Annotated in this window: 13 protein-coding genes; 2 read left to right on the top strand and 11 right to left on the bottom strand. The window is 38.2% G+C overall.

All coding sequences use genetic code 11. The features are described from left to right. Positions 1 to 106: 106 nt before the first annotated feature. Positions 107 to 1,048 (bottom strand): bifunctional metallophosphatase/5'-nucleotidase, encoded by a 942-nt coding sequence (locus ACT9TX_RS13130; protein WP_481338815.1) that lies wholly within the window; start codon positions 1,046 to 1,048, stop codon positions 107 to 109. Next, on the bottom strand, positions 1,038 to 1,775 hold the full coding sequence (locus ACT9TX_RS13125) for a 5'-nucleotidase C-terminal domain-containing protein (protein WP_481338813.1): 738 nt from the start codon (positions 1,773 to 1,775) through the stop codon (positions 1,038 to 1,040). Before ACT9TX_RS13125 ends, ACT9TX_RS13130 begins: the two co-directional genes overlap by 11 nt. Before the next feature lie 111 nt (positions 1,776 to 1,886). On the opposite strand from ACT9TX_RS13125, the gene ACT9TX_RS13120 reads away from it, so the two are divergent. Together ACT9TX_RS13120 and ACT9TX_RS13115 are read left to right on the top strand one after the other, a co-directional pair. Continuing rightward, positions 1,887 to 2,270, top strand: coding sequence for a DUF3127 domain-containing protein (locus ACT9TX_RS13120; protein WP_481338811.1), 384 nt, complete (start codon positions 1,887 to 1,889; stop codon positions 2,268 to 2,270). 100 nt (positions 2,271 to 2,370) lie between these two features. Next, a complete protein-coding gene (locus tag ACT9TX_RS13115; protein ID WP_481338810.1) occupies positions 2,371 to 3,996 on the top strand; it encodes an NAD(P)/FAD-dependent oxidoreductase in 1,626 nt (541 codons plus the stop codon). A gap of 177 nt (positions 3,997 to 4,173) precedes the next feature. On the opposite strand, the gene ACT9TX_RS13110 is transcribed toward ACT9TX_RS13115, so the two are convergent. The 9 genes from ACT9TX_RS13110 to ACT9TX_RS13070 form a co-directional block, all read right to left on the bottom strand. After that, positions 4,174 to 5,595, bottom strand: coding sequence for a tetratricopeptide repeat protein (locus tag ACT9TX_RS13110; RefSeq protein ID WP_481338809.1), 1,422 nt, complete (start codon positions 5,593 to 5,595; stop codon positions 4,174 to 4,176). Between the two features lie 130 nt (positions 5,596 to 5,725). After that, the gene (locus tag ACT9TX_RS13105; protein WP_481338807.1) at positions 5,726 to 5,956 is read right to left on the bottom strand and encodes a hypothetical protein; all 231 of its coding nucleotides are present in this window, start codon (positions 5,954 to 5,956) and stop codon (positions 5,726 to 5,728) included. 91 nt (positions 5,957 to 6,047) lie between these two features. Continuing rightward, the gene (locus ACT9TX_RS13100; protein WP_481338805.1) at positions 6,048 to 6,353 is read right to left on the bottom strand and encodes an FtsB family cell division protein; all 306 of its coding nucleotides are present in this window, start codon (positions 6,351 to 6,353) and stop codon (positions 6,048 to 6,050) included. 155 nt (positions 6,354 to 6,508) lie between these two features. After that, positions 6,509 to 7,798 carry a phosphopyruvate hydratase gene (gene eno, locus ACT9TX_RS13095; RefSeq protein ID WP_481338803.1) on the bottom strand — a complete coding sequence of 430 codons (1,290 nt, stop codon included), beginning with the start codon at positions 7,796 to 7,798 and terminating at the stop codon, positions 6,509 to 6,511. A gap of 152 nt (positions 7,799 to 7,950) precedes the next feature. Next, the gene (gene gldA, locus ACT9TX_RS13090) at positions 7,951 to 8,850 is read right to left on the bottom strand and encodes a gliding motility-associated ABC transporter ATP-binding subunit GldA (protein ID WP_481338801.1); all 900 of its coding nucleotides are present in this window, start codon (positions 8,848 to 8,850) and stop codon (positions 7,951 to 7,953) included. 243 nt (positions 8,851 to 9,093) lie between these two features. Next, entirely contained in the window at positions 9,094 to 9,933 is an 840-nt protein-coding gene (gene lpxA, locus ACT9TX_RS13085) for an acyl-ACP--UDP-N-acetylglucosamine O-acyltransferase (RefSeq protein ID WP_481338799.1), read from the bottom strand. A gap of 154 nt (positions 9,934 to 10,087) precedes the next feature. Next, positions 10,088 to 11,494 carry a bifunctional UDP-3-O-[3-hydroxymyristoyl] N-acetylglucosamine deacetylase/3-hydroxyacyl-ACP dehydratase gene (locus tag ACT9TX_RS13080; protein WP_481338797.1) on the bottom strand — a complete coding sequence of 469 codons (1,407 nt, stop codon included), beginning with the start codon at positions 11,492 to 11,494 and terminating at the stop codon, positions 10,088 to 10,090. 487 nt (positions 11,495 to 11,981) lie between these two features. After that, positions 11,982 to 12,386 carry a lipocalin-like domain-containing protein gene (locus tag ACT9TX_RS13075; RefSeq protein ID WP_481338795.1) on the bottom strand — a complete coding sequence of 135 codons (405 nt, stop codon included), beginning with the start codon at positions 12,384 to 12,386 and terminating at the stop codon, positions 11,982 to 11,984. Between the two features lie 76 nt (positions 12,387 to 12,462). After that, positions 12,463 to 13,497: a PorP/SprF family type IX secretion system membrane protein gene (locus ACT9TX_RS13070; RefSeq protein ID WP_481338793.1), complete on the bottom strand. Its 1,035-nt coding sequence runs from the start codon at positions 13,495 to 13,497 to the stop codon at positions 12,463 to 12,465. Positions 13,498 to 13,523 lie beyond the last annotated feature (26 nt).

The raw sequence follows: 13,523 nt of genomic DNA, 5'->3' as shown, positions 1-13,523 counted from the left end.
ATGGTTTTCTCTCAGGTTATCGTGCATAAGTGTTTGCAACTTTTCCGCTGCAAAAAAGTTATACAGGGCTGCGAATATGTATACTTTATGTTGAAAAAAAAATTTTTTATTCTCTTGTTTTTCTCTCCATTAATACAGTATTGGCTTTCAAGAGTTTTTTATTTTTTCGGCTCTCAAATTTATAGTCCAATCTACCCAAACTTAAGCCGCCCCAACCCACCTGATTCACCAAAGTATCACCCCCATTTCTATTCGTGTACTTACGTGGTTCGCTAAAAAAACGATGTGTATGGCCGCCAATTATTAAATCAAGGTCATAACATCCTTTTGCAAGTAATTCATCGCTCACTTTATTATCGTCATATTTATCGCCAAGATGCGATAGGCAAATAATCATATCGCAACCTGCTTGCTTTAATATATTGGTAGTTGTATTCACACTTTCTATAGGGTCTTTGTAAATGGTATTGCCATATAAATTTTCTGGTACCAAACCTTGTAACTCAATACCTACGCCTGTTATACCTACTTTAATTCCTTTTTTCTCAATGATGGTATAGGGCAAGTGTTTACTAGCCATAGCTGTGTTGCTCAAATCGTAGTTGCAAAGCAGTATAGGAAAATTGGCATGTTGTAGTTGATTGGCAAAATTATCAATACCTGCTGCAAAATCGTGATTACCCATAGTGGCTGCATCGTATTGCATCATGCTCATGGCTTTCATTTCTGGCTCGCCTTTATAAATATTAAAGTAGGGCGTGCCTTCAAAAATATCACCTGCATCTAGCAGTAGTACATTATCCGTTTCTAAGCGTATTTGGTTAATAATAGCAGCCCTTGTAGCCACACCACCTAAACCAGCGTTTTTACTGCCATCCATAGGAAAAGGTTCAAGCCTGCTATGCACATCATTGGTGTGTAAAATGGTAATGGTTTCACTTTCTTTGGCAGCAGTTGGTGTATTTGCTGTTACACCATTTACCGATGCAATAATAGCACCGCTTGCTAGTGCAGATTGCTGTAAAAATTGTCTTCTATTAACGGGCATACACAATTCTTTTTTCTGTTTTTGCATCTACTGATTGTCCTTTTTCCGTAAGCCATTGCGCATAAGCAATTAGGGCATCACGTAATAGGTAGCCAATATTTTTTTGTGGAAAAGGTTTTAACATTTTTATATCATCACCACCATTTGCTATATAATCAGAGTTTGCAATGGTATAAGTAGCAGTGGTATCTAAAGGCTTACCTTCTACCATTACATTGATTGCTTTTTTATCTTTTATGCCAAAAGTGATGCCACTTATTGGCCAGCCATTTCTTTCTGCAATAGCATTTAAAAAGCTTTGTAAACTATCGCCTTTAACATCTTGTAACACCACTACATTTTCAAATGGCATTAGCTCAAACATTTTGCCCACAGTAATATCGCCTTTGGGTAAATAAGAGCGCACACCACCATAATTTATAAAGGCTGCATGCACGTGTTTTTTAAATTGTTTTTCGCCCATTAATCGCATGGCATCTGTCATAAAGTTACCTAAGCCACTTTCTGGTTGCTTCTTGGTAAGCCCTTCGGTTGAAAAACCAATCACAGTGTTCATCGTTTTATTAATGCTGTCTTTGTAAGTGGCTAATAGTTTGGTAATTGAAGAATCTGCTACAATGCTACTTTTAACAGGGTAGTTGCCATAACTAACCGTTAATTTTTGCGACCAAATGATTGAGGTACAAGCGATTGAGATAATAAATGTATGAACAAACCGATACTTCATAAAATAACTTGTGAAAATGGAAGATACAATTTTTATACACCCGATAATTATTTTTTTGATGCCAAGCCTCAATGCCAAATCGTTACATTTGCTGCATAAAATTTATCCATCATGAGTTATGAAATTACGGGAAAACTGATTGCGAAATACGATACCGTGCAGCGTACCGAAACCTTTAAAACCCGAGAATTTGTAATTGAGAAAAGTGAAGATATTGGCGGTAGAGTAATTACTAACTACGTTAAATTTCAAAGTGTACAAGACAAAACTGCCATGCTTGATAGATACAATATTGGTGACGATATAAAAGTGCAGTTTAACATTAAAGGCACTAAATGGAACAAAAGTGGTGTAGATAACTACATTACTAATTTAGACGCATGGCGTATTGAGGCTGTAAAACTAGGTGGCCCAGAAGCAAGTGCCGCTGCTGAAGTTAATTACAACGATATACCACCTACAGGCGATGATGGTGTTGATGATTTACCCTTCTAAACTACTGATTTAAATGATTTGAATGATGCAATGATGATTTGCGAATAATTTTAAATCAGTCTCTTTTTAATCATTTTGTTCATTTCAATCATTTCAATCAGTGATACAACAACTCTCTCTAAAACTAAAGCCTGCCGAAGCTTTAGATGATGCTGTTATAAAAGATTACATCGCTCAGTCGCTAGGTAAGCCAAGTGATAGCGTTACTGGCTTTCACAAACTCAAGCAATCTATTGATGCAAGAAGTAGGCAGCAAGTTTGGATAAATGTTACCGTTAATGCTTTCGTTGATGAACCATTTGCGCAGCGCAATATCAATACTGTTCAGTTGAAAGAGGTTGCTAACGCCAATAAAAAAGTAATCATAATTGGTGCTGGCCCTGCGGGTTTATTTGCTGCGCTTAAATTGATAGAACTTGGTATTCAGCCAATTATTCTCGAACGTGGTAAAGATGTACGTGCAAGACGTAGAGACCTTGCTGCGCTTAATAAGGAAGGTATTGTAAACCCAGAAAGCAACTACTGTTTTGGCGAGGGTGGTGCAGGTACTTATAGCGATGGCAAATTGTACACACGTAGCAATAAACGTGGCGACATTAACCGCATCTTAAACCTATTTGTACAGTTTGGTGCCGAAGAAAAAATATTGTTTGAGGCGCATCCACATATTGGCACCAATAAACTGCCGCAAATTATCACTGCTATGCGTGAAGCCATTATAGGCCACGGCGGGCAGTTTTTATTTGAGCAAAAAGTAACCGACTTTATTGTTGAAAATAATGTGCTTAAAGGCGTTACTACGCAAGCTGGCAATAACTTTCATTCAGATGCGGTGATACTAGCTACAGGTCACTCAGCCAGAGATATTTTTGAGCTACTACACACAAAGAATATACTTATAGAAGCCAAGCCTTTTGCACTTGGTGTACGTATTGAACATCCACAACAAATTATTGATAGCATACAATACCATTGCGTTACAAGAGGCGATGCATTGCCGCCTTCATCTTATAGTTTGGTAGAACAAGTAAATGGTAGAGGGGTGTTTAGTTTTTGTATGTGCCCAGGTGGTATTATTGCGCCAGCAGCTACCAATCCTAATGAATTAGTGGTAAATGGTTGGAGCCCCAGTAAACGTAATAATCCGTATGCCAATAGCGGTATGGTGGTAAGTGTAGAATTAGAAGATGCAGTAAAATATTTTGATAGTGAAACGAGAAAGGTGAGAGGTGAAAAATCATCAGCGCATAACAATTTCACATCTCACTTTTCCCCTTTAACGTTAATGCATTTCCAACAAGCAATAGAGGCACAAGCCTACACTGTTGGTGGCGGCAAGTTTGTAGCACCAGCACAGCGTATGGTAGACTTTTGTAACAATACCGTCTCAGCTTCTTTACCAGATAATAGTTATTTACCCGGGCTTAGTTCAGTAAGTATTGCTGATGTATTGCCACCATTTATTAATAAAACATTGCAAGAAGGCTTTAAAGCTTTTAGCAAAAAAATGAAAGGCTATTATACCAATGAGGCAGTGGTAGTAGCTACCGAAAGCAGAACCTCTTCACCGGTACGCATACCACGAGATGCCACTACCTTACAGCACCCACAAATAGCCAATTTATACCCTTGTGGCGAAGGTGCAGGCTATGCAGGCGGCATTGTAAGTGCTGCTATGGATGGCGAAAGAGTAGCCGCTATGATTGCTGAAGTAGTGGGGAAATAAAAATCCTTTTCATTTCTATGGTTTCTAGTTGCCTAGCTACAAAAGCTATCTGTTAAAAAACCTTCGCTTCAATAAAGCTCAATGAAGTACTAAGCGCTCCAGTGTGCGACGCAACAAATGTTACATAGTACTGCAACTGCTGGTTACAAAAAATACTTCCTATTTGTAGTAAATGCCCTAATGCTTCCTACCTTTTTTATACCTAGCTACCAATTCTACCACTTGGTTGTTTTGTAAAATAGATGGGTTCAATTCTATAAACTTTTTCAAGTGTTTAGGTGCTATTTCCATGCCTTTTTCTAGCTGCAACAATGCCTCTTTACTTTTGCCTAGCTGAAACAATGTAGCACTATAGTAGAAAATAAAAATAGGCTTGTTTACAGTTGCTGTAATGGCTAGCAAGCAGTGTTCAAGGGCTTCTTCAAGGTAGTCGGCTTTTATAAGGCAGCGTATTAAAGCTTCCCAACCCGCTTGATTTTTAGGTTTGTTGCGCACTACATTACCAAAGTACTGTATGGCCTCTTTGATGCGGTTTAAGTGCATCATACATTCGCCCATAGCTAGGTTATAATCTGCCACAGCACGGTGAATGCGCATGGCATTTTCTAAGTGCTTAGTAGCTTGTTGCCATTGCTCTTCTAGCATGTAAGTAACGGCTACTTTGTATTGCAGGCGGCTATCATCTGGGTTTAAATGTGTGGCTTTTCTATAGTTAAAACGTGCTTGTGCAAAGTTGCCCATGCGGTGGTAGCAGTGGCCTATCGCTTCGTAAATCACATCTTCTGGGCGAGATAGTTCAAGTACTTTCTCTAATGCTTCTATGGCTTCTTTGTATTTGCGCAAGCGCAAATAAGCGTCGCCCATATTACGATACGCGTAGTCAAATTTCTCTTCTATTACTATGGCATATTGATACGCATCTACAGCTTTTTCGTACAGCTTAAGCCCTTGGTAGGCGGCTGCTAGGTTAAACCAAGCAATTTCATTGTAAGGAAACTCGTCTATTATTTTTTGGTGTAACTGTATGCCTTCTTCGTTACGGCCAGTAAAGTCGGTCCAGAAGCAAATTTTATAAAGCGCTTCTTCATTGTTTGGGTCTTCTTCAAGTATCAGTTTTAGGCAGTCAAATACCTTGTCAAATTCTTCGTAGTCATCGTACACATCAGCAAGCTCAAACAATAGTTCTAAGCGCTCTTCACCTTCAAATTGTTCTAAGGCTGCTACTAATATTTCTACAGCTTTATCCTGCTGATCTAAAGCTAGGTATACATCGGTTTTCAGTATGAATAAGTTGATGTCTGTACTATCATACAGTTCAGCATTTTCAAGGGTTTCAAGTGCTTCGTGGTATTTGCGTAGCGCTAGCAACACATCTGCCTTGCGTATCATTAAGTGCGATGAATAAGGAAATTGCTCTAGGCCACATTCAGCAGCTATCAATGCTTCGGCAAAATCATCTTTCTCATCGTAATGGTCTATGATTCTGTCAAAATCATCTTCCTCTATAAAGGCATGACTACGTCCTGTTTTAAGGTTTTGGTATTGCCTTAAAAGCGCTTCTAGTTCTTCTCTGTCTTCGTGGTAAGGATTTTCCCTCATGGGCAATAAAGTTTACTCAATCTAAGATGAATAATAATACAATACAAACATCACTATTCATCATTTATTAACGCTTTGTTGATAAATGCATTAATACGAGTAAACTAAAACATGGGCAAAATTGCCGAAACTACTTTTTTTTTTGAGTTTGCTTGGCGTAGTTAAGTATGGCGTCAATAGATTTCTGGCTAGGCGATTGTTGTTCAAGCTTGTCTAATTGCTTGATAGTGCGTTGCAAAGTTTTGATTTCTTTTTGCAAATCAACATCCTCTTTCATAGCAGTATCTATGGCAAGTTTAAGTATTGGCGAGGCTTCCCCATACAGGTACTGCATTAGTTGTTCCTGTGAAAATTTTTGCATAGTCAAATAAACATGATTGTGTGAAACAATAACTGCTTCGGTAGGGGCGGGATATTATAAAAACGAGCAGTACAATGTTTTATTGTGATAGTTAGGATTTTTTAGTGGCGGCAGTATCTTCTATAATGAAAATATCCTCACCGTCTTTCTTCATCAAGTATTTCTCTCGAGCAAATTTTTCTAGGGCTGCAGGGCTGTTTTGTAGGTTGTCAAGGTCTTGTTTCGCTTTTTCTATTTCCGTTTGGTAATAGTGCTTTTTAGCTTCTAAGGCCTTTAATTTTTGTTTTTGCTCTAGGGTATTGAATATATCGCGTTGGTCAAAAAAGCACATCCACACCGCAAAAAATACGATGGCTAGTAAATATTTATTGGTAACTATTGGGATGATTTGCTTCATAAATAACCGCTGATTAACGATGATTGAATGATGTAGCTATGATGATTTATGAAAAAGAAACCGCTGATTAAAAATGATTCGATGATGTGTTATGATTGAATATCATGGTATATCACACTATCATCATTAATCAGCGGTTATTATTGTTCAGCGGTTTATTTACCAAACTTAATTTTTCCGCTTGGGTAAATACCAGTACTACCTAGTTCTTCCTCAATACGAATTAATTGGTTGTATTTAGCTATACGGTCAGTACGGCTAGCCGAACCAGTTTTAATTTGACCACAGTTCAATGCCACAGCAAGGTCTGCAATAGTTACATCTTCTGTTTCACCACTTCTATGGCTCATAATAGTGTTGTAGCCATTGTGTTGTGCCAATGTTACAGCGTTAATAGTTTCAGTAACTGTACCAATTTGGTTCACTTTTACTAGCAAGCCATTTGCAATACCTTTATCTATACCTTCTTGTAAGCGTAATACATTGGTTACAAATAAATCGTCACCTACTAATTGGCATTTGCTACCAACTGCTTGGGTTAAAGCTTTCCAACCGTTCCAGTCGTCTTCAGCCATACCATCTTCAATAGAAATGATAGGATATTGGTTCACCCAGCTTTCCCAGAATTTCACTAGCTCATCGCTGCTCATCTCTTTACCACTGCTTTTGTGAAACACGTATTTGTTTTTATCAGCTTTCCATAGCTCGCTATTAGCAGCATCCATAGCTATCGCTACTTCGCTACCTAGTTTGTAACCAGCAGCAGTAATAGCTTCTAGTACAGTTTCTATCGCTTCTTCGTTGCTTTGAATATTTGGTGCAAAACCACCTTCATCACCTACGTTAGTGCTATAGCCTTTTTTCTTCAATACACCTTTTAATGTGTGGAAAATTTCAACACCCCAACGTAAACCTTCGCTAAAAGAAGAGGCGCCTACAGGCATTACCATAAATTCTTGAAAGTCAATTTTATTATCCGCATGTGCACCACCGTTTAAGATGTTCATCATAGGAATAGGCAATGTACGTGCATTAGTACCACCAATGTAGCGGTACAAAGGTGTACCAGCTTCTTCAGCAGCAGCTTTAGCAACAGCCATACTTACTGCAAGCATTGCATTTGCACCTAATTTACCTTTATTACTAGTGCCATCAAGTTCTATCATGGCAGCATCAATAGCTGCTTGTTGTGTTACATCAAAGCCAGTTAAAGCTTCTGCAATCACTTCATTTACATTTTTTACTGCTTGTAATACGCCTTTACCTACGTACACACTTTTATCGTTATCACGTAATTCTACTGCTTCGTGAATACCAGTACTAGCACCACTTGGTACTGCTGCACGGCCTAGTGCACCGTCATCGGTAGTAACATCTACTTCTACAGTAGGGTTACCACGGCTATCTAATATCTGACGTGCATGAACTTCGATAATGTAACTCATAGTTTTTGTTGCTTTTTGTTGTGTTGTATTAAATTATTTTTATTTGGTTCTCAGCATTTGTTTTTCAATTAGGCTTCGTTGCGTCGCACACTTGTACGTTCTGTTCTCTTTGCATCATATCTCGTGTGCAATCGTTGCCGTAAAAGTAAGCATTATTTTTTTGCCGTTAAATTCCTAAACACATCCTCTAAGTTGGTAGAACTATCATTATTCAGCGATACCATATTTAGTTGATGATGTAATACTATTTCCATCAATTGTTTTCTTGTTGCATCTGCATTAGTAGTTGTAAATGCCCATTTTGTACCACTTAACTGTTTTGGTTGCAAATTGGCAAATACATCTAGCGCTACTGTTTCTTGTAACTCTAGTGTGATGGTATTGCTAGCTTGCCTATTTGTTAGGTTACTTAATACATCATCAGCTACTATTTCACCTTTGTTAATGATAATGATTCTATCACAAATAGCTTCTACTTCTTGCAATATATGCGACGAAAACAATACCGTTTTGTCAGCACCTTGCGCCTTTATCACGTTGCGTATTTCTATTATTTGGTTGGGGTCAAGGCCACTTGTAGGTTCATCTAGTATCAGTACTTCAGGGCTATGAATTAAAGCAGCAGCAAGGCCTACACGTTGTTTGTACCCTTTAGATAATTGACCAATTTTCTTTTTACTTTCTAGTGTTAATCCTGTTAGTTCTATGGCTCTTTTAACTTCAAATTGTAAATTAGTAACTTGATGTACACCACCTATAAAAGCCAAGTATTCCTTCACGTACATGTCAAAGTACAAAGGATTCGCTTCAGGCAGATAGCCTATTTTTTTCTTAATAACTATTAAGTTGGTCGATACATCTAAGCCACATATTTGTAAGCTGCCATTTGTAGGTTCTAAGTAGCCCGTAAGCATTTTCATGGTTGTGCTTTTACCAGCACCATTAGGGCCTAAAAACCCAACTATTTCGCCTTTATTTACCGAGAAGGAGATATCATTTACAGCTTTTTGTGTACCGTAAATCTTTGTAAGATGATTTACCTGAATAGACATGCGGTAAAACTAAACAGTTTCTATTACTTATCGGGCTAGTTTTTTAAACACAAACGTTAGCAATTGTATAAATTTTTAGTATAAGTTACTATGCCAAACAAAAAGCCGCATCACAATTAAATGACACGGCTTTTTCAAATTGTTTTTTATTACTAATTATTAATTGGCAATTACTAATTCTTTCTACCTCTTTGCCTTCGTCCCACTACTATGGTCTATCGTCTGTGGACTGTCAACCGCTCTCTATTCCTCCTCCCCACCACTTTTACCAAATCTACGAATAATACCTCTACCGCTTTCACGAATAAAAGTAACAATTTCATCACGTTCATCGCTAGCGGTTAACTCTTCCTCAATAAAATCAATGGCTTGTGAAGTATTAAGCCCCTTATTATATATAATACGATAGATGTCTAATATGTGATTAATTTGAGACAACTCAAAACCTCTACGTTTAAGACCTACACTATTTACACCACCATAGCTAAGTGGATTGCGTACAGCTTTAATATACGGTGGTACATCTTTACTTACCAAGCTACCGCCAGCCACAAATACATGCTGACCAATATGTACAAACTGATGTACCGCACTCACACCACCAATAATGGTCCAATCACCAATTACTACGTGCCCCGCACACTGTACACTATTGCTTAATATACAGTTATCACCTATAATACAATCGTGTGCTACGTGGCAATAAGCCATTATCAAGCAATTGCTACCTACTTTGGTTTTACCTCTATCTTCTGTACCACGGTTTATGGTTACACATTCACGAATAGTGGTGTTATCGCCTATTTCTACAGTGGTTTTTTCACCGCTAAACTTTAAATCTTGTGGTATAGCACCAATTACTGCACCAGGAAATATACGACAGTTTTTGCCAATACGAGTACCTTCCATAATGGTTACGTTGCTGCCTATCCAAGTGCCTTCACCAATAATTACGTCACCATGAATGACGGTAAATGGATCTATTTTAACGTTAGAAGCTACTCTAGCGTTAGGGTCTATATACGTGTAGGGATGTGTCATCCGCTTTGTTTTTGGTTTTGGTATGTCTACTACTATTTCCATGTTGGGTGCTTAGTAGTAAAAAGATGCCAAAATTAGTTTTTTAGCTGCATCAAATTTGTATCTACCGCCTTAACTTACTTGGTAGCAGTTTATTTTCAATTGAAAACTAACTGATACAGCAATCGTTTTAGGTAAATATTAACTTTCGCAAAATTTAGTTTCTTTTTACTACCTGCGCCACAAGCAGCGCCTCGGTAGCTACTTTGCCATTTACATATACGGTGCCGTGCATCTCGCAAATGCCTCTACGTATAGGTGCTACCAGTTCCATTTTTAATATCATCGTATCGCCCGGTACTACCTTTTGCTTAAACTTACAATTATCTATTTTTAAAAAATAGGTATCGTAAGTGCCTTCTGGCATAGAGTTAATGCACAATATACCACCAGTTTGTGCTAGCGCTTCTATTTGTAGTACACCCGGCATTACCGGATTGTTTGGAAAATGGCCTTGAAAAAACCATTCGTTAAATGTAACATTCTTAATACCAATAATATGCTTGTCTGTAAGTTCTGTTATTTTATCTACTAGTAAAAAAGGATACCTATGCGGTAAGGTTTTTTCTATCTTTTCTAAATTAAATACAGGCGGCAAAGTAGGGTCATAAACAGGTACATCTTTCAGTTGCTTGTTTTTACGTATGTACTGCTTTATCTTACGTGCAAACTCTACATTGGTGCTATGCCCAGGGCGGTTGGCTATTATTCTAGCCTTTATAGGGTAGCCTATCAGTGCTAGGTCGCCTACCACGTCTAGTAGCTTGTGTCTTGCAGGCTCGTTAGGAAAGCGTAACTCAAGGTTATTTAAGTAGCCCTCAGTTTTTACTTCTATCTTATCTCGCTTAAACACTTTTGCAAGGCGGCTCATCTCTTCATCAGAAATTTGCTTATCTACCACCACAATAGCGTTGTTAATATCACCACCTTTTATTAAGTCGTTGTCTAGTAAGGCTTCTAGCTCGTGTAAAAAGCAGAAGGTGCGGCACGGTGCTATTTCTGTGGTAAAATCCTTCATGGTTTTAAGGCCGGCGTGCTGTGTACCTAGTACGGGGCTATTAAAGTCTATCAATGTGGTGATTTGGTAATCTACCGATGGCAAAGCCACCATTTCTACACGCTTACCTTCATCGTAATGGTATATGTTTTCGTCTAGGCTGTACCACGCTTTTGCAGCTTCTTGCTCCAGTACGCCTCCTTTAGCTATTAGCTCTATAAATGGCTGTGAACTGCCATCCATGATAGGTATTTCAGGGCCGTTTAGTTCTATTAATACATTATCTACACCCATACCCACAAGCGCTGCTAGTACGTGTTCTACAGTGCTCACCTTGGCATCGCCTACTTGTAGGGTAGTGCCACGGCTAGTATCGGTAACAAGGTCGCAATCTGCCTTAATAATTGGTTGCATTGGCAAGTCAATACGTTGAAACTGTATACCAAAGCCAGGATTAGCTGGCTTTAGCGTCATATCTACCAAAATACCTGTGTGCAAGCCTGTACCGCTAATGCTGATAGAACTGCTTAGCGTGTGCTGCTTATCGGGGTTAAAATTTATATCCATTCTACGTATTGTTTGTTAAACGCATTCAGCGCTAGTTGGCTTGGTTCGTTTAATATAATGCCGCAAAAATAAGCGATACGCTAAAAGTGTGTAGAAAAGTTTTGCGCAGGGCTTGAGTGGGAGTTGCTAGGGGGTAGCGGTGAGAAGGTAGTAGTGAGAAGGGAAAGGCAGAAAGGTAAGGAGGCAGAAAGTAGTCCACCGTCGATAGACTATAGAAGGGTCAATAGTGAGGGATTGTTGCAGATTAAAAATTAATAATTAGTAATTAATAGTTGTAGTCAATAGTGAATTGTGAGGAGTTAATTTCAAATTATTAATTACTAATTTTATAATGCATGACCAATACTTCTAATCTCAGATCCTTGACTTATCTTTATATCTACTTATACTTCTATAACTATGTTTAAAATAATCACTATCTGCTTGGTAGCTTTGGTAAGTACCACTTAGTTGCGGGGGCAGCTAGCTACCGATGTTCATTATTACCCTATTGCTTAGTTAAGGTTGCCGTTTCAATATCTGTATTGCCAGTTGTTTTAATTACTAGGGTTTTGCAATTAAAAGTGGTGGTGTACGATTCATAATCGAGGGTTAAAGTATTGCCACTAATGCGCCAAGTACCAGCACCTGTAACACTACTTGGGCAAGTAAGTACCCCTTCATCAAATGTGTAAATAGCATTGGCTTTGAATGTAATAACATTGTCTTTTGCGCAAGCAGGATAAGTAGCAAACTCATCTATCACTGGGCTTGTAGTAGATGCCTGATAGGTGTAGCCTGTCATAATATAAGAACCCAAAATAGAACTATTGTTAAGGGTACAATCATCGCTGCCTTTCTTGCAACCAAGCATTGCTATACATACAATAGTAGAGAATATAATTTTTTTCATGTGTGGATTTTTTAAATGATATTACGATTTTATTCGTAATTATATCATTAAAAATTAACTATCGCTTTATTCTTAATTAAAATCCACTTACACAGCGCATTTTATCGCCAGCATTACTGCGGTTTCTAAATTTGGCTCGATAGGTGGCGGTAAACTCAAAACCACCTTGTGATTGTGAGGCCGTTTTCAACTTCGATACATTGGCATCATAACTAACACCAATACTAAACTGATACATATCTAATTTTACAACAGGTATTAAGGCATCATTCCAACGAAAAAATGCACCGCCGTATAAAGTAATATTCTCGTATGAATCGTAGCCGATGCCTTGCACTAAATCGGTACCATACATTAGCCCACCCAAAAATTGTTGACTACCACCTTGCGAAAAATAATCCCCATAAAATACCACCTTACCATAATCATTCGTTGGCACAGACAATCCTGCATTTAAGGCTATTTTTCTATTAAGGGCACTCGTGGCGTTATTTGTATAGAAGCCCACTAACGGCTTATTAATATGAAACATACCAGCACCTAAATAGTATTTATTGCCATTACCAAAACTGCTGCTATATGAAATGCCAGCACTAAAATCCCAGTAGGTAAAGCCAGAACTTGCGAAAACAGCATTTGCAGAGGTATTAGGATTAAAAACGCCACCTTGAAACTGTTCATCTACTTTTATCTGTGTAGGATCAAATTGCGATTGTACAGGGCCAGCCATAAACGCAACTGACAAATAATTATCATTATCGCCACTTAACGATTTATGAAAATTGACGACAGGTAGCAATTGTGTACGTTTCAATTGAATATCGCCAGCAGCATCTTGTGTTACCTGTACACCTGCAGTTATCCAATCATTATGTCTACCGAAGGGAAATTTTACTTCCCCACTAAAAGCATTGGTTTTATAGGGCACAGTAATGGCTTGCCATTGATTTCTAAATGTGCCCACTAACCGTATATCACCTTCAAACACCCCTGCTAATGCAGGATTGCGTAATAAAGGGTTTTCATAAATTTGTGTAAACGTAAGGTCTTGACTAAAGACAACATTTATGATACACATGAATGCAAGATTGTAAATAAAGTGTTTTAACATCTTTTCTTATTTTTCAATCTTCCATA

The organism is Parasediminibacterium sp. HNIBRBA5674 (assembly GCF_056745525.1).
Note: the sequence above shows the minus strand (reverse complement) of the source record. Positions and strands in the feature narration are given on the sequence as shown.

Coding starts and splice junctions, on each gene's coding strand:
- ACT9TX_RS13130 (WP_481338815.1), bottom strand. CDS start 1,048: ATGCCCGTTAATAGAAGACAATTTTTACAGCAATCTGCACTAGCAAGC.
- ACT9TX_RS13125 (WP_481338813.1), bottom strand. CDS start 1,775: ATGAAGTATCGGTTTGTTCATACATTTATTATCTCAATCGCTTGTACC.
- ACT9TX_RS13120 (WP_481338811.1), top strand. CDS start 1,887: ATGAGTTATGAAATTACGGGAAAACTGATTGCGAAATACGATACCGTG.
- ACT9TX_RS13110 (WP_481338809.1), bottom strand. CDS start 5,595: ATGAGGGAAAATCCTTACCACGAAGACAGAGAAGAACTAGAAGCGCTT.
- ACT9TX_RS13105 (WP_481338807.1), bottom strand. CDS start 5,956: ATGCAAAAATTTTCACAGGAACAACTAATGCAGTACCTGTATGGGGAA.
- ACT9TX_RS13100 (WP_481338805.1), bottom strand. CDS start 6,353: ATGAAGCAAATCATCCCAATAGTTACCAATAAATATTTACTAGCCATC.
- eno (WP_481338803.1), bottom strand. CDS start 7,798: ATGAGTTACATTATCGAAGTTCATGCACGTCAGATATTAGATAGCCGT.
- gldA (WP_481338801.1), bottom strand. CDS start 8,850: ATGTCTATTCAGGTAAATCATCTTACAAAGATTTACGGTACACAAAAA.
- lpxA (WP_481338799.1), bottom strand. CDS start 9,933: ATGGAAATAGTAGTAGACATACCAAAACCAAAAACAAAGCGGATGACA.
- ACT9TX_RS13080 (WP_481338797.1), bottom strand. CDS start 11,494: ATGGATATAAATTTTAACCCCGATAAGCAGCACACGCTAAGCAGTTCT.
- ACT9TX_RS13075 (WP_481338795.1), bottom strand. CDS start 12,386: ATGAAAAAAATTATATTCTCTACTATTGTATGTATAGCAATGCTTGGT.
- ACT9TX_RS13070 (WP_481338793.1), bottom strand. CDS start 13,497: ATGTTAAAACACTTTATTTACAATCTTGCATTCATGTGTATCATAAAT.